Origin of the sequence: Comamonas piscis (genome assembly GCF_014109725.1) — a bacterium.
GTDB classification, from domain to species: Bacteria; Pseudomonadota; Gammaproteobacteria; order Burkholderiales; family Burkholderiaceae_C; genus Comamonas; species Comamonas piscis.
The window spans coordinates 2882499-2898863 of record NZ_CP058554.1 but is presented as its reverse complement, the minus strand read 5'-3'; the positions used below and the strand labels follow the sequence as shown (position 1 = coordinate 2898863).

The window sequence follows — 16365 nt, the reverse complement described above, 5'->3', positions numbered from 1 at the left end:
AGGTGCCAATCCCCTCTGAAGCGGCGCCCTAAACCGGGCGCACGGCGCGGTCCTGTGCCAGCTTCTCCAGCATGCGACGCGTGATCGATTGGCTCGCCCCGCCACTGGCCACAAACAGGAACATGGTCGAGCGGGCATTGGTCCAGCTCAGCTGCTTGGGCACCCAACCGCCCTGGCCCAAAAACTCCAACCAAACGCCAGCCTCCAAGCGCTTGCCGCCAATCCAGAGCCCCACGCTGTCGGGCTTGGGGGCATCGAGCATGGAGCCAGTGACGATGATCGCGGGTTCGTCATCCCCCATTGCGTCGGACGCCTCCGGCAAGACACCCCAGGCAGACGGCGCTGCTGCGGACAACAGGCCCAAGGCAGCGCCAGACGACGCGGGCGCGGTACCTGCCACCGCTGGCACCGCATGGCGCCCCTCTTCCTGCACCAGCTGCAGCTCCACCAACGCACTGGGCGCCATCTGGGCCACAGCGGTCAGCACGGGCGCTATGCGTTCAGGCATCCAACCGATGCTGGTCAGGCCCGACTTCAGCCGCGTCAGCAGCGAAGGGATCAGCATGTCCGCATCGTTGTGCGTGCCCGCGTTGGCATGGGCCCCGGCGAGCGCCAGCACGTCGCCGACGGCTTCCTGGTAGGCGCGGAAATGCGATGAATCCATGCCCGAGCGCTCGGCCGCGCGCAGCAAGACCTTGGGCCAGCCACCCGTCAGCGCCGCGAGCAGCGCGGGATCGACGTCAAAGCTGTGCAGGCTGGTGGCCAGCAGCAGCATGACATCGGCCTCCATTTGCTCCAGGCTGGGCGCAGCTACTGTGCTTTCGCCAGGGGTCTGCGGCGCAGATACCGGAGCGATCAAGGGCTGCTTGTGCTGGGGCTGCGGCACGGCTTCTGCGACGGGCTCGCGCTCGGCAGCGGCCTGCATCTGTGCGAGCTGGCCCCAATCGGATTCGGGGCTGATGCTGATCAGGCCGGAAGCACCCCATTGGCTCTCCAAGAGCATGGAGCTGGAGTAACCGGAATCATCGACATCCTGCAGCGCTGATGACAGCCGGGGCTTGAGGTGGACACCAAAGCGGCTCAGGGCCTGGGCAAAATCCTCAGCGCGGGGCTGGGGCAAGGCAGACAGGGTCTCGACGGATTCGGTGACCAGTTGGGGGAACTGGGGATCCGACAATGCTCGCCCCTCTTCCTTGAGCACCGTCGCCTTGTCGACGATGGTCTGCACCAGCACCCGCGCTGGGTGGGCGTCATCGGTCCAGAACGAGGCATCCTCGGCTGCCATGCGCTCCATCACCGGAATCAAGGTTTTGTAGGCTCGGACGGCACCAACCGGGCAATGCGCCGGGATGTCGAACAGGGTCTTGGTCCGCTGCACAAAGCTGCGGGTGTTGTCTTTGGCGACGCGGCGCTTGAGCTCTGCCTTGGCCAACAGCTCGGCATAGCTGTTCATCGCCAAGGTCATGATGCGCTGGTAGCTGGTCTGCAGGTGGTCGGCCATGACACCCACCATGTCGGGCAGAAACAGCGCGGTCGCATTAGCGGCTATTTCCACATCGCTGAGGGTGGCCTGCAGGCTGTCCAGGTAGACGGTGTGGTGCAAAGGGTTGCCGTTGCGCCAATAGCGGGTGATCTTGCGCAAGGGGCGGTAGACGCGCTCCAGGCCTGTCAGGCTTTGCTCGGTCTGCTGCAGCAGGTTGATTTGCATGCGGCCCCATTCAATCTGGGCGCGCATTGCGTAGCGTTCGTCCAGCAGTTCATCGGCCTGGGCCTGGCTGCTCATCAGCGCGTGGTAGTCCTCACGCTTGCCGTTGGCAATGGCAAACACCGCCTGCCGCAAGCGCAGCGCATAGGCCAGCGGCAACTGCGCTTTTTTGCTGGCCAGTTGGAATTGCGCATGCAGCAACAATTGTTGATCTTCAGCGTTGCTGCAAGACGACAATTGCGCGCTCAAAGACGCCAAAGCCGCATTGCCCATGGCGGCCATCAAAGGCTCCGCCTCCTGCAATGCCTGCTCCAGACAGGTATCAAAAACTGTTACAGCCCGTTGCTCCACGTCTCACCTCTCCCAGTTAAAACGCCCGCCGCTTCAATAAAGCGACGGGCGTACGGTGTGGGTTACTTCAGGGCTTTGTAGCGCATCCGCTTGGGCGCTGCCCCTTCTTCTCCCAACCGCTTCTTCTTATCTGCCTCGTATTCCTGATAGTTTCCATCAAAAAATACCCATTGGCTATCCCCTTCTGCCGCCAGGATGTGGGTCGCAATGCGGTCCAGGAACCAGCGATCGTGGGAAATGACCATCACTGTACCCGCATATTCGAGCAATGCGTCTTCCAGTGCACGCAGGGTTTCCACGTCCAGATCGTTCGATGGCTCATCGAGCAGCAGCACGTTGCCGCCCAGGATCAAGGTCTTGGCCAAGTGCAGACGGCCACGCTCACCACCGGAGAGGTTGCCGACCTTCTTTTGCTGGTCCTGGCCGTTGAAGTTGAAGCGGCCCGCATAGGCACGCGAGGCCATCTGGAACTTGCCCACGTTGATGATGTCCAGACCGCCGGAGATGTCTTCCCACACGGTCTTGTCGTTGGCCAGCGCATCGCGGTGCTGGTCCACAAAGGCCATCTTCACGGTCTGGCCGATCTCGACCTCGCCCGAATCAGGTTGTTCCTTGCCGGCAATCAGCTTGAACAGCGTGGATTTACCCGCGCCGTTGGGGCCGATGATGCCGACAATGGCGCCCGCCGGAATGTTCATGTTCAGGTTGTCGATCAACAGACGATCGCCAAAAGCCTTGGAGACATTCTTGAACTCGATCACGCGGCTACCCAGACGCTCGGCCACAGGAATGAAGATTTCCTGGGTTTCGTTGCGTTGCTGGTATTCGAAGTCGCTCAGTTCCTCAAAGCGGGCAATACGCGCCTTGGACTTGGCCTGGCGACCCTTGGAGTTCTGGCGCACCCATTCCAGTTCCTTCTTCAGGGCCTTGGCACGGGCTTCTTCGCCCTTCTGCTCGGCCTCCAGGCGGTTGCCCTTTTGCAGCAGCCAGTCGGAGTAGTTGCCCTTGTAGGGAATGCCATGGCCACGGTCGAGTTCCAGAATCCACTCGGCCGCGTTGTCCAGGAAGTAGCGATCGTGGGTGATCGCCACCACGGTGCCGGTGAAGCGGTGCAGGAACTGCTCGAGCCAGTCCACCGATTCGGCGTCCAAGTGGTTGGTGGGCTCGTCAAGCAGCAGCATGTCGGGCTTGGACAGCAGCAGCTTGCACAGCGCCACGCGCCGCTTTTCACCACCGGAGAGCTGGCCGACGATGGCATCCCAGGCGGGCAGGCGCAAGGCGTCAGCGGCAATCTCCAGTTGGTGCTCGGAGTCGGTGCCCGCTGCAGCGATGACCGCTTCGAGCTGGCCTTGTTCGGCAGCCAGCGCATCGAAGTCGGCATCCTCTTCCGCATAGGCGGCGTACACCTCTTCCAGGCGTGCCTTGGCGTTGTTCACCTCGGCCATCGCCTCTTCCACCGCCTGGCGCACCGTGTGCTCAGGGTTGAGCTGGGGCTCTTGCGGCAGGTAGCCGATCGACAGACCCGCCATTGGAATGGCTTCGCCTTCGTACTCCTTGTCGACGCCCGCCATGATCTTGAGCAAGCTGGACTTTCCCGAGCCATTCAGACCCAGCACACCAATCTTGGCGCCCGGGAAAAAGCTCAGAGAAATGCCCTTCAGAATCTGTCGCTTCGGAGGAACCGTCTTGGTGACGTTGTTCATCGAAAAAACGTATTGAGCCATGTGTTCTTTTGGTAAATCAGTAAAAAAATATGCGATTTTTGATCGCGGCTACCCGGGGATTATCGGTGCATGCGACAATACCCGCAGTCAAAGGCTCCAGTTGCCTAGGACTTCAGCGCTAATGCTGGGGACGATGGACACAGTTCCGGGCTCCCTCTTTGAACCCATCTGCCTATCTGACTGGCGGCAATTATTCCAAAAAATTGCTTAGACATGGCCGATACCCAGCGTCCAGGTTGGACGCATCTGATCCAATGAACTTTGAAGAACTGAATCTGGCACCAGCCATTCTGCAGGCTGTGCGCGAGCAAGGCTACGACACGCCTACCCCCATCCAAGCCCAGGCTATTCCACTCGTGCTACAAGGCAACGATTTGCTGGCAGGCGCACAGACGGGAACCGGTAAAACGGCCGCTTTCACGCTGCCCATGCTGCAGCGCCTGACCGAATCCGAAGGCAGCCGCAACAAATGGGGCAACAAGGCCATTCGCGCTTTGATCATGGCGCCCACCCGGGAGCTGGCGGCCCAGGTCGAAGAGAACGTGCGTCTCTACGCCACCCACCTCGACATCAAATCCACCGTCATTTTTGGCGGTGTCGGCATGAACCCGCAGATCGACCGCATCAAAAAGGGTGTAGATGTGCTGGTCGCCACGCCCGGCCGTCTGCTCGATCTGCAGCAACAAGGCTTCCTCGACCTGTCCACGGTCGAGATCCTGGTGCTTGACGAAGCTGACCGTATGCTCGACATGGGTTTCATCCATGACGTAAAAAAGGTTTTGGCTCTGGTGCCCAAGGACAAGCAAAGCCTGCTGTTCTCGGCCACCTTCAGCGATGAAATCCGCGATCTGGCCAGCGGTCTGCTGAAGAACCCCAAGTCGATCCAGGTCACCCCGAGCAACACCACGGTGCAGCGCATCAAGCAGGTGATCCACCCCGTGGGCCGCGGCAAGAAAAAGCAGGTCCTGCTGCACATTGTGCAAGAGAACAACTGGAGCCAGGTGCTGGTCTTTACCCGCACCAAGTTTGGCGCCAACAATGTGGCCGAGTTCTTGAGCAAGAATGGCGTCACTGCCATGGCTCTGCACGGCAACAAGAGCCAAAGCGCCCGTACGCAAGCCCTTGAGGGCTTCAAGTCCGGCGATTTGCGCGCCCTGGTGGCGACCGATATCGCCGCACGCGGTATCGACATCGATGAGCTGCCCAACGTGGTCAACTACGAGATCCCCAATGTCTCGGAAGACTATGTGCACCGCATCGGCCGTACCGGCCGCGCCGGTCGCGAAGGCAATGCCGTGAGCCTGGTGTGCATGGATGAAGAAGGCTTCATGATGGACATCGAGCGCTTCACCAAGCAAGACATCCCCGTGCAGCTGCTGGAAGGCTTTGGCCCGGATGACGGCGAACGGGCCGAACCGATTGCCATGGGCCGCCAGACTATCTGGGGCGGTGCCGGCAAGCCACCTAGCCGTGATGTGATGCAAGCAGCCGCCAAGGCCGCTCGCCAAGAGATGATGGAGCGCGTGCGCACCAACAAGGTGGCTCGTGCGCCTGGTAGCAACGCAGGCGGTGGCCAGCGTGGTGGCGGCAATGCCAAGCGCAATGCCCCCCGTGGTGGCGCGCGCGCTGAAGGCGCTGCGGAATTTGCAGGCGAAGGTTCGGAGGCCCGCCGCGACCCACGTCCGCCACGCCGCGATGGCCGCCAAGCTCCTCGCCATCCGTCGGCAGACGGCCGTGGCCAAGGTGGTCAGCAGCGCCAATCGCAAGGTCAAGGCCCACGCCAGGGCGGTGGCGCCAATGCCGGCGCAGCCCGTGGTCCACGTCCGGAAAATGACCGCCAACCCCGCGCTGATGCCCACCTGGGTACCCAGTTCGGCGGCACCGTTGACGGACGTGACCATCGCCGCAGCGGCGCAGCCCAGCCTGATCCGATGCGCACCAGCGTAGACAGCATGGCTGAGCGCGGTCGCCGAGGCGGCTTTGGCGGCGGCAACCGCAATGGCGGCGGTGGTGGTGGTGGCGGTGGCGGCCGAGGTGGTCGCAACCACTCGTTTTCGCGATAAACAACGGTCTGGGCACCGTTCAACACCGCCATGCATGCATGGCAGTTGATTTGAAAGCCCGTTTCCGCTAGGGTAAGGCCGCATCTGAATGAGATTCTTATGCGGCCTTTTTCTATGACTCCTTCCCCGTCGCCTGCGTTGGCGCCAGACACCCTCACCGTTGCCACGTGCAACCTACTGAACCTGGCGCTGCCAGAGCGGGAGTTCTATGCCAACCAAACGCCGTACACCCAAGCCCAGTACACGCGCAAGATCCAGTGGCTGGGGGGCCGGTTTCAAGCGCTCAATGCGGATATCTTGGCCGTGCAAGAGGTCTGGGACCAAGCCGCACTGATGGATGCGCTCGCCGCCAGCGGCCTGCACTACCACTTTGCCAGCGTGCCGGGTGCGGAAAATACCGAGGGCCGCCCGGGGGCGATGGGCACGCCACGTGTGGGATTGGCCACTCGGCTCAAGGTACTGGCGACCCGCTCTTTCAGCGACTTTCCCGCTGGTCTGGGCCAGCCCATACCGGGCTTGGGCATCCACACCCGCTTCGAGCGACCGCCGCTTGTGGCGACCCTGCAGATGAAACGCGGCCAGATTCTGACTGTATTGACCTGCCACCTCAAATCCAAGCGCCCCAAGTTCTTGCTGGACGCCGCCGGCAATCCGCTGGAAGACCGCGACAACCCCAAGATTGCCGCGCTGGCCTCATTGCGGTCGCTGGTCATGCGCGGCGTAGAAGCGACGGCGCTGCGCTGCCTGGTGATTGACTTGCTGCGCCACACCCGCATGCCCTTGGTGGTGATGGGCGATTTCAACGACACGCCCGACAGCGTGACCACGCAGATGATTTCTGCCGCTTCCGAGGTGGCTTACGACCGCAAGGCCCGGGACCGCGCGCTGTTCAATGCCTTCGATCTGCTGGGCGATGCGGCGCTCAAGAAAGATGTGGCTTACTCCCATATCCACCAGGGCGCTCCCGCTGTGCTTGACCAGATTTTGGTGAGTGAGGAATTCGACCCTCGCAGCCGCCATGCGGTGGGCGATGTGCGCCGGGTCGATTACTTCAACGACCACCTGCATGAAGGCCGCGACCGCAGCCGCTCAGACCATGGTTTTGTGCGGGCCCTGCTGCGCATGCGTGCCCCGGCCCCTGGCTCCGGTATCGGGGATTTATCTGCTGACCTGGATGCGGCTGGTACATTCGAGCAGTCGACGGGCGGCGCCTAACAGCCTGAGCGCCCGATTCCGGAGTCTGGTGCTTGCGTTGAAGCCCTCAGGCCGCGCCGCTACCGCGAGACCATTGCCGATACAGCGTCTGTCGGTTACGCACGGAAACTTATTGTTTCGCACCCATCCTACGTAAAAGCTGCATACAGCTTTGCATAATGGCAACGTATTTTTCAGGAGGGGCGTGATTTGTCACGCACAACAATGATGATGAAACACGACGCAGTATCCCCATCTGCCCAGCGCCCGATACCCGGCTGGACCAGCCTGACCGTGATGGCGGCAGCACTCGCCTTGACAGCCTGCTCCAGCACGCCGCTGCCCAGCTGGAACAGCACGCCGATCTCCGGCCAGCCGGCCCCCGGAACGGTGACGACCCGGCCCGCCAGCGGCCCCAGCCCCGTGCACATCCCCGGCGTCAGCAACTCCGGCGTAGTGTCCACTCCGGTCGAATCGGTGCCGCTGCAAGGCAGCCCTTTGAGCGGCTGGCAGGAGAGCGCCGAGGTAGCGGCCCGATTTCCCGACCCTGAGCGCAGCTACACCACCCCCGGACTAGCGGCAGGCCGTACCACCTACACCAGCAATGCCGAGCTGGGCCAATGGTTGCGCCAGCTGGCCACACCCGGCACATCCGGCACCAAGACCGAGCTGGTGACTGCTGGCACCTCGCAAGAAGGCCAGCCCATTTTGGCGCTGCTGCTGACCCGCGCGGCCAGCACCAGCCTGCACGATCTGGACCAAAGCCAGCGCCCTACCGTGTTGCTCATCGGCCAGCAGCATGGCGATGAGCCGGCGGGCAGCGAAGCCCTGCTGGCGCTGGCCCAGGATCTGAAGCAAGGGCCGCTGGCCTCTGTCCTGGACAAGATCAATGTGCTGGTGCTGCCTCGCGCCAACCCCGATGGCGCAGCCGCTGGCCGGCGTACCACCGCCAACGGCCTGGATATGAACCGCGACCACCTGCTGCTGCAGACACCGGAAGCCCAGGCCTTGGCCAAGCTGAGTCGCAACTACCGCCCCGTGGCGGTCTTGGATGCCCATGAGTTCACGGTGGCTGGCCGCTACCTGGAAAAGTTCAAGGGCGTACAGCGCTACGATGCACTGCTGCAAACGCCGACCACCGCCAACGTACATGAGTTCATTGCCAAGGCCTCGACCGAATGGTATTTGCTGCCCATGCAAAAGGCGCTGACCGAGCAAGGGCAAAGCACCAATTGGTACTACACCACCACCCGCAACCCACAGGACCTGTCGCTGTCGATGGGCGGCGTGCGCCCGGACACCGGGCGCAATGTGAACGCGCTCAAGAACGCGGCCACGATGCTGATCGAAACACGTGGTGTCGGCATTGGCCGCGCGCATATCCAACGCCGTGTGCATAGCCAATATGTAGCGCTGTCCTCCGCGCTGCAGACCACTGCCCAGCGCACCAAGGAACTTGAGCAGGTGCGCACCTACGCGAACCGGGACATCGCCTCCCAGGCCTGCCGAGGTGAGTTCAGCCTGGAAGCCCAGCAGACGACTGAAAAGCGCCGCGTAATTTTTATTGACCCGCAAACCGGTGAAGACATGCAGCAAGAAGTGGACTGGCATTCGTCCGTCAAGCTGAGCCCTGGCCCCACACGCGCCCGGCCTTGCGGCTACTGGCTCGCCGGCAATGCCACCGACGCCGTCGACAAGCTTCGCGCGCTGGGCCTGCAGGTGCTGCGCGTGGCCGAGCCAGGCAATCTGCTGGCCGACACCTACCAGGAGCTGGAGCGCAACAGTGCAGCCAAAAGCGATGTTCTGGGCCCTGGAAACCAAAGCGTAGAACGGGTCAAGGTCGGCCTGGAGCGCGTCGCCATTGATGTGCCTGAGGGCAGCTACTACGTGCCGCTGAACCAATCCCTGGCCAATGTGGCCATCGCAGCGCTGGAGCCCGATACCCAAAGCAGCTTCTTCGCTAACCACATCATCCCCAGCCTCAACGATGTGGCCCGGTCGATGAACAACCCTTCGCTGGTTTACGAAGAGACCGAATAAGCACTGCTCTGCCTCTGCCCAGGGCGCCCTGCACTGAACGATGCATGGCAACCCCAAAATGGAAAGCGCCCGCTGCATTTTTTACTGCGGGCGTCGTTTTTTCCGGCCATCGTGGCAGCCACCGCCATGGGAAAGCGCCGCGTCAGGGTGGCAGCAGACAGGCCAAGGTGGGTGATCGGCGTTGAGAAATGGGGACGCTAGGAATCCTCTGCGAAACCCTCGCCCAGCGGGATGGGCGCGGATCGGGATGAGACGCAAGGCGTCTTTCGCAGTAGAGCCGTAGTTATTGACAAAGAAGATAACGCAGCGGATCGCCCGAGACCGCGTTCAGACCACGGCAGGGAGTCTTGCAGAGGGCCCCAAGGGTTGATGCTGAAACCTGCCGCTGGAGATGATGGCCTGCCCGACTGGGATCGAACCAGTGACCCACAGCTTAGAAGGCTGTTGCTCTATCCAACTGAGCTACGGGCAGATGTTTGATTTTCTGAGGATTTTTGCCTTGATGGCTCACCCGGAATCAGACAATTTTGCGGAGCGCTCCGCAATGGTCATTATTGTTTTTTTATGACTGGGCGCCATTATGCACTGAATCATCCGCCCAAACCCGCTACAGGCGCGCTCAAGGAGTTTGGGCGGCGGCTGTTGTCTTGGCTTGGAATGAACGGAGCTAAATGGCAAAGCAGCATCCAACGCAAAAAGCCCCTTGCGGGGCTCTTAAGGACTGTGCAGCCAAGCAGTTATTACTTCTTGGCGTACTCAAACTTGGGCAGCGCCTTAAGGGCATCCTTGGTAGCACCCGGCAAGGTGATCTTGTCATTCTGCACACGGAACTGACCCACAGGAATGGCGACATCGTGCTTGCCGACACCCAGGAAACCGCCCGCGCCAATGATGGCATAGGACACCGCCTTGTCGGGCGCAACGATCACATCATCAATCTTGCCGACTGACTTGCCTTCTTCGTTGTAGACGCTTTTACCCAGCACCGACTTCTTCAGGCTCCAGCCCGTAGCCACTGCCTGGATCTCCGTCTGCTCAACGCCGAGCCTTACGCCACCCGCAACAGGAACTGGTGTCTGTGCGAAAGAGGAGCCTGCGGCGATCGTGATGGCGAAGGCGCCAAGCGCCAGAATGGATTTGGATTTCATCGTCGGCTCCTTATTTCTTGGCGGCGTCTTTGACGGCTTCTTGCACATTGCCAGCCGCCTTTTGCGTCTTGCCTTCTGCTTGCTTGGCGATGCCCTTGGCTTGCTGCTCCGGGCTGTTCACCGCTTCGCCGACCTTTTGCTGAACCTTGCCAGCAGCATCTTTTACGGCACCAGCGACTTGATTTTTGTTCATGCATTTCCTTCAGTGGTGTTGCAACGCAACGTTGGGATGGGTCAACGATAGCGTGCCAAAGCATGGATAAAGCTAGGTGCAGTACTTGTTAAATGGTGGGGAAAGGCTTACAGCAAATCAATGGTTCGTTTGGAATTGCCGCCATCAGAGAAACGGCTTGGACAGCAATGCAGAGACCGGCGCTGATAGCGCTTGTAGCCCTTAGGCAGGCTGTGCAACGCATCTCTTTGGCCTGCATTGCTTCCCCCGGCAAATAGGGGCATCCGTATGCCACCGCGCATGGCCTCTACCGTACCGACCTACGATGGGACCCATATCAAGCCCCAGCAAGGGCATCGTGCTTGCTGAGTAAAACAGTGGGAATTGACAAAAATTCTAAACGTCATATCCGTAGTAACCCCTACAATCGCCCACCCGTCTTTTAGATTCTTTGTTTTTATTTGGTTTTTTTCATAGTTTTTGCGCATAAAGCGCCGCTATGACAATGATTGGCAATGTGTATCAATTGTGAGCGAATAATAGCCGCATAATCCACCCAGACCATTCAATAGCCAGTTCCTCTAGGGGCTCACCATGTTGCCGGAAATCCTTGTTCGCTCTGATCTGCAATCTCCTCCCCGCGCCATTCAGCTGGAGCGCGGATGCACGGCTATTGGCCGAGGACCGAGCAGCGGTCTGTTCCTGAGCGACCCAAGCATCAGCCGCGACCATGGCTCCTTCAACTACTACATTGGTTTGTTGATGGTGGAGGACCACGACAGCACCAATGGCATCTTTGTTAACGGCCGTCGCGTGAAGCGCCAGGTGCTGTATGCAGGTGATCAGGTCTCGGTTGGCAGCTTCGAGATCGTGGTGAAATCAGGCTCGGTGCCCAGCGTGGAAACACAGGACTGATTGCCTGCCACCCCACGAAAAAAAGTCCGCATTTGCGGACTTTTTGCATGGCCGGTGCTTTGCCCGTGGCCGTCGGGATTCAGCAGCAACGCACTCAGGCCACCGCCTCCTCGTGGGGGGTCAGCATCAGCCGACCCACGGCCTTGCCCTGCTCCAGCGCCACCAGCGCGGTAAAGGCCTTGCTGAAATGCATGCAGGTGGTCGGTACCGGACTCAATTTCTTGTCGCGCACCAGCGCGATCAGCTCGCGCAGATCACCCAGGTTGCCGACATAGGTGCCTTGGTAGGTGATGGCGCGGATCGCATGCGTGGGGGTGGGCAGATCCACATGGCCGCCAAACAAACCAATCTGTACAAGGTGACCGCCCTTGGTCAGCATGTCGATACCTTGCTGCACCGTTTGGCTGGAGCCCACGCAATCGATGATGGCCCAAACAGCACCGCCAGCGGCTTGCTTGACCTGGGCGATAAAGTCCGGCGACTTGGGGTCAATCACCACATCTGCGCCGGCATTCATCGCAGCGGCATGCTTACTGGCATCGGGCTCGACCACCACGACACCAGCGCCACCCATGGCCTTCATCAGCAAGATGGCCATCAGGCCCAGTCCGCCGGCGCCAAACAACACAATCTTTTCGTCCTTAAACACCTGGGAATCAATCTTCTTGATCGCGCTGTAGGTGGTCAGCCCCGAGCAGGCATAAGGCGCTGCGCGCTCGGCAGGCATGTCGCCAATGTCCACCAGGTAATAGGCGTGGTTGACCAGCACATGGTCGGCGTAGCCGCCATTTTGGTACACGCCCATCGATTTGCCGGCCAGGCAGAGGTTCTCATCACCGCGCTTGCAAATCTTGCATTCGCCGCAGCCATGCCAGGGGAAGACGACATAGCGCTTGCCGATCTCCACACCCTTGGCATCGGGCCCCATCGCCACCACCTCGCCAGCAATCTCATGACCCAGGGTCAAGGGCAGCTTCATGCCCCGGTCGGCCATGGACAGCTTTTTGCCATTGCCCAGGTCGTACTCGCCATGCCAGATGTGCAGGTCTGAGTGGCACACCCCGGCGGCCTCGATGCGCACCAGCACCTGGTCTCCCGTTGGTACCGGGGTTGGGCGCTCGCTGCGCACCAGGGGTTCACCAAAGCCTGTGACGTCATAGCTGATCATGCGATCTCCTTGTTGCTTGTTGGTTGTTGTGATCCGGGCGCTGTGGCCCATCTCGATGCCTGTCAGATCAGCATATTAGTGCGGCCGTTTTTCTGCACAAGCTCGCTATTACGCACACCAGTCGCATTGGCGATAAAGGGCTGCCAAGCCCTCCTCACTCCAAAGCAGCCATAAAAAAACGCCCCTCGAAAGGGGCGTCAGTATGCAGATCGCAAAAGCTCAGCGCTTGGCTTTGAACAGCGCCAGCAGCAGAACAATCGTGAACACCGCAAATGCGATAAAGGACCAGTTGGCAATCGACAGGCCCAGGAAGGTCCAGTCAATGGCGGTGCAATCGCCCGAGCCACGGAAAATCATCGGCAGCGAGCGGCTGATCGGGTAGTTCTCGATCATGCCGTAGAAATCGCGACCGCAGGTGGCGAACTCTGGAGGGTTCCATTGCAGCCAGGTTTGGCGTGCAGCGGTGAAGGCGCCAAAGACAGAAAACAGCAAGGCCAGGCCGCCAAAACTCTTCCACCAGCCGGCAGTAGAGGGCTTGAGGCTGCCCAGCAGCGCCAGCACACCAACAGCAATCAGGCAGTAGCGCTGCACGATGCACATCGGGCAAGGCTCCAGCCCTACCACATGCTGCAAGTACATGCCAAAGGCCATCATGGCCGCGCAGGCCACAAAAATCAGCGCCAAGGTGCGGCGCGGTGCGTTCCAAATCCAGTTCAAGTCATGTCCTTATGCTGCCAACCCCGCCATCTTACGCGTTCGCACCTGCTTCGTCCTAAAGCCAGAAAACCGGCCCCGCCAAGGCGGAACCGGATTTCTGTGCTTCAGATGCAGGCGCAAAACGTCAAGCTTCAGATATTGGCCGCTTGGTCGAGAAAAACCCGGGCTTGTCGTGGTGTCACCACCAGCGTCTCGCCTTCCTTCAGGCCCATGGCTTTGAACTGTTGCGCAGATATTTGCGCTTCAATGAGCTGATCGCTGTCCGAAGCCTCGGCACCCTGGGCTTGGTGCCCACCGATGGCAATAAGTTCCAGACGCGCGATGGGGCCGACCACAATCGCCCGTTCAAGCTGCACCACAATGCCGCGCTGGCGGCCATCGGCATCCTTTTCCTGGCCGGGAGAATAGCGCTCCACCTCCAACTCGTGGGGGCGAACATAGGCCAAGGCCTGGGCATTGCTGGCGGATGCCAGCTCGGGCGAATCGATCTGCACCCCCCCTGCCACGACGGTATGGCCATCGTTGGCTCGGCCACGGAACAGGTTCACATCGCCCAGGAAGCCATAAACGAAGGGGCTGGCCGGGCTGTCCCACACTTCCTGTGGGGTACCGGCCTGCTCGATCTGGCCCTTGTTGATGACGACCACGCGGTCGGCCACTTCCAACGCCTCTTCCTGGTCATGGGTCACAAAGATGCTGGTCACATGCAGCTCATCGTGCAGGCGGCGCAGCCAGCGGCGCAGCTCTTTGCGCACCTTGGCATCGAGCGCGCCAAAGGGCTCGTCGAGCAGCAGCACCTTGGGCTCCACCGCCAGCGCGCGGGCCAGCGCAATACGCTGGCGCTGGCCGCCCGACAGTTGTGAGGGGTAGCGGTCGGCAATCCAATCGAGCTGCACCAGCTTGAGCAGGCTCATCACCTTCTCGCGGATCTGGGCTTCGCTGGGCCGCTCCTTGCGGGGTTTGATGCGCAGACCAAAGGCCACGTTCTCGAACACCGTCATATGGCGAAACAGCGCGTAGTGCTGGAACACAAAGCCCACATTGCGGTTGCGCACATGCACATCGGTGGTGTCTTCGCCGCTGAACTGGATGGTGCCTTGGTCGGCAGACTCCAGGCCCGCAATGATGCGGAGCAAGGTGGTTTTGCCGCAGCCAGAAGGGCCAAGCAGCGCAATCAATTCGCCCGATTTGATATCCAGGTTGACATTGTTCAGCGCCTGAAAGTTGCCAAACGACTTGGAGATATTTTGAATTTCAATGCTCATATCCGACCTCGAAAATACCGTGTTTATGCAGGAACCGCGCTGTCGTCCCGAGGGCGCTCAGGGGGCAGGTTAGCGGCCAGCTTGTGCTCCTTTTCGGCGCGCCATTCGGCGATCGACTTGAGCACCAGGGTTACCAGCGCCAGCAAGGCCAGCAAGGAGGCCACCGCAAAGGCAGCAGACGACTGGAAGTCGGCATACAAAATCTCGACATGCAGCGGAATGGTGTTGGTCTGGCCACGGATGCTGCCCGAGACCACGGACACCGCTCCAAACTCGCCCATGGCACGCGCATTGCACAGAATCACGCCGTACAGCAGGCCCCATTTGATATTGGGCAGGGTCACTCGCCAGAAGGTCTGCCAGCCAGTGGCGCCCAGCACAATGGCCGCCTGCTCCTCGTCATTGCCTTGCGCCTGCATCAGCGGAATCAGCTCGCGGGCAATAAAGGGGAAGGTCACGAACACGGTGGCCAGCACAATGCCCGGCACGGCAAAGATCACCTTCAGGTCATGGGCCTCCAGCCAGGAACCAAACCAGCCGTTCGCACCGAACAGCAGCACATAGGTCAAACCGGCCACGACGGGCGATACCGAGAACGGCAGATCCACCAACGACGTCAGCAAGGCCTTGCCCTTGAACTCGAACTTGGCAATCGCCCAGGCTGCAGCCACGCCAAACACCAGGTTCAGCGGCACGGCAATCAGCGCGGTGATCAAGGTCAGCTTGATGGCCGACCAGGCATCGGGCTCGGTCAGCGCGGCCGCATAGGTGTCCCAGCCCTTGCGCAGCGCCTCGACAAACACGGCCAGCAGCGGCAGCAGCAAGAACAGCAGCATGAAGGTCAGCGCAATACCAGTGAGCGTCCAGCGCACCCAGCGCGATTCCGTCACGGTGCTCTGCTCTTCTGGCTCATGGCGGGCCACATAGCGGTAGCGCGTAATCACCGTGCCCAATACCACCACGACGATGGCAATCAATACAAGATACATGGTTGGCATGGTTTAGGCCCCCGAACGCTTGCGCTGCCAGCTTTGCAAGCCATTGATCAGCAGCAGGAGCACAAAAGAAATCACCAGCATCACCATCGCAATGGCAGTGGCGCCGGCATAGTCATGCAGCTCCAGCTTGGCCATGATGACGAAAGGCGTGATCTGCGATTCCATCGGAATATTGTTCGAGACAAAGATCACCGAACCGTACTCACCCACCGCACGTGCAAAGGCCATCGCAAAGCCGGTCAGCAGTGCGGGGCCAATGGCCGGCAGAATCACCTTGTAGAAGGTTTGCCAGCGCGACGCACCCAGGCTGCCAGCGGCTTCTTCCAGCTCACGCTCGAAATCCTCCAGCACCGGCTGCACCGTGCGCACCACAAACGGCAGGCCGATAAAGATCAGCGCAAATACGATACCCACGCGGTTGAACACCAGCTGGATACCCAGCGGCGCAAACAGCTGACCGATCCAGCCGTTGTCGGCCAGCAAGGCGGTGAGCGAGATGCCGGCCACAGCAGTGGGCAAGGCAAAAGGCAAGTCCACCAGCGCATCGACAATCTTTTTGCCCGGGAATGTATAGCGCACCAGCACCCAGGCGATCAACATGCCGAACACCAGGTTCACCAGCGCGGCGATCAGCGATGCGCCAAAAGTGACCTTGTAGGCGGCCACAGCAATGGGGGCGGAGATGGTGGTCCAGAACTGGTCCCAGGTCAGCTCAAAGGTTTTGAACAGCAGGGTAGCCAGGGGAATCAGCACAATGATGCTGAGGTAAAAAATCGTGTAACCCAGGGTGAGTCCAAAGCCCGGCAGTACCCGTTTGGCACCGCGGCGTTTGGCACTGGGCACGGCCTTGGCCGGGGCAGTGATGGCAGCTGACATGGAATCCGATCGGCAAAAATCTACAGGAA

Annotated in this window: 13 protein-coding genes and 1 tRNA gene; 4 read left to right on the top strand and 10 right to left on the bottom strand. The window is 60.6% G+C overall.

The window, feature by feature from the left end; all coding sequences use genetic code 11:
• Positions 1–28 precede the first annotated feature (28 nt).
• Both HS961_RS13085 and ettA read right to left on the bottom strand, forming a co-directional pair.
• Positions 29–2056, bottom strand: coding sequence for a DUF1631 family protein (locus HS961_RS13085; RefSeq protein WP_182322606.1), 2028 nt, complete (start codon positions 2054–2056; stop codon positions 29–31).
• 62 nt (positions 2057–2118) lie between these two features.
• Positions 2119–3780 carry an energy-dependent translational throttle protein EttA gene (ettA, locus tag HS961_RS13080; protein WP_182322604.1) on the bottom strand — a complete coding sequence of 554 codons (1662 nt, stop codon included), beginning with the start codon at positions 3778–3780 and terminating at the stop codon, positions 2119–2121.
• Positions 3781–4034: 254 nt separating this feature from the next.
• On the opposite strand from ettA, the gene HS961_RS13075 reads away from it, so the two are divergent.
• From HS961_RS13075 to HS961_RS13065, 3 genes are all read left to right on the top strand, one after another.
• Complete coding sequence (locus HS961_RS13075) at positions 4035–5843, top strand: DEAD/DEAH box helicase (protein ID WP_182322602.1); 1809 nt, start codon at positions 4035–4037, stop codon at positions 5841–5843.
• A gap of 114 nt (positions 5844–5957) precedes the next feature.
• The gene (locus tag HS961_RS13070) at positions 5958–7058 is read left to right on the top strand and encodes an endonuclease/exonuclease/phosphatase family protein (protein ID WP_182322600.1); all 1101 of its coding nucleotides are present in this window, start codon (positions 5958–5960) and stop codon (positions 7056–7058) included.
• A 204-nt stretch (positions 7059–7262) separates the two neighbouring features.
• Positions 7263–9077 carry a M14 family metallopeptidase gene (locus HS961_RS13065; protein WP_182322598.1) on the top strand — a complete coding sequence of 605 codons (1815 nt, stop codon included), beginning with the start codon at positions 7263–7265 and terminating at the stop codon, positions 9075–9077.
• Positions 9078–9472: 395 nt separating this feature from the next.
• Here the strand turns inward: HS961_RS13065 and HS961_RS13060 are convergent.
• The 3 genes from HS961_RS13060 to HS961_RS13050 all read right to left on the bottom strand — a co-directional run bounded on the left by HS961_RS13060 (position 9473) and on the right by HS961_RS13050 (position 10418).
• A tRNA-Arg gene (locus HS961_RS13060) sits at positions 9473–9549 on the bottom strand.
• 268 nt (positions 9550–9817) lie between these two features.
• Complete coding sequence (locus HS961_RS13055) at positions 9818–10225, bottom strand: PRC-barrel domain-containing protein (protein ID WP_182322596.1); 408 nt, start codon at positions 10223–10225, stop codon at positions 9818–9820.
• A 10-nt stretch (positions 10226–10235) separates the two neighbouring features.
• The gene (locus HS961_RS13050; protein ID WP_182322594.1) at positions 10236–10418 is read right to left on the bottom strand and encodes a CsbD family protein; all 183 of its coding nucleotides are present in this window, start codon (positions 10416–10418) and stop codon (positions 10236–10238) included.
• A gap of 573 nt (positions 10419–10991) precedes the next feature.
• Between HS961_RS13050 and HS961_RS13045 the strand changes: the two genes are divergently transcribed.
• Positions 10992–11312, top strand: coding sequence for an FHA domain-containing protein (locus tag HS961_RS13045; RefSeq protein ID WP_182322592.1), 321 nt, complete (start codon positions 10992–10994; stop codon positions 11310–11312).
• A 94-nt stretch (positions 11313–11406) separates the two neighbouring features.
• On the opposite strand, the gene HS961_RS13040 is transcribed toward HS961_RS13045, so the two are convergent.
• From HS961_RS13040 to cysT, 5 genes are all read right to left on the bottom strand, one after another.
• Positions 11407–12480, bottom strand: coding sequence for an alcohol dehydrogenase (locus HS961_RS13040; RefSeq protein ID WP_182322590.1), 1074 nt, complete (start codon positions 12478–12480; stop codon positions 11407–11409).
• Between the two features lie 219 nt (positions 12481–12699).
• On the bottom strand, positions 12700–13197 hold the full coding sequence (locus HS961_RS13035; RefSeq protein ID WP_238347593.1) for a disulfide bond formation protein B: 498 nt from the start codon (positions 13195–13197) through the stop codon (positions 12700–12702).
• 131 nt (positions 13198–13328) lie between these two features.
• Positions 13329–14462 carry a sulfate/molybdate ABC transporter ATP-binding protein gene (locus HS961_RS13030; RefSeq protein ID WP_182322588.1) on the bottom strand — a complete coding sequence of 378 codons (1134 nt, stop codon included), beginning with the start codon at positions 14460–14462 and terminating at the stop codon, positions 13329–13331.
• Positions 14463–14485: 23 nt separating this feature from the next.
• Complete coding sequence (cysW, locus tag HS961_RS13025) at positions 14486–15451, bottom strand: sulfate ABC transporter permease subunit CysW (protein WP_238347592.1); 966 nt, start codon at positions 15449–15451, stop codon at positions 14486–14488.
• Between the two features lie 12 nt (positions 15452–15463).
• Positions 15464–16336, bottom strand: coding sequence for a sulfate ABC transporter permease subunit CysT (gene cysT / locus HS961_RS13020; RefSeq protein ID WP_182322584.1), 873 nt, complete (start codon positions 16334–16336; stop codon positions 15464–15466).
• Between the last annotated feature and the right edge of the window lie 29 nt (positions 16337–16365).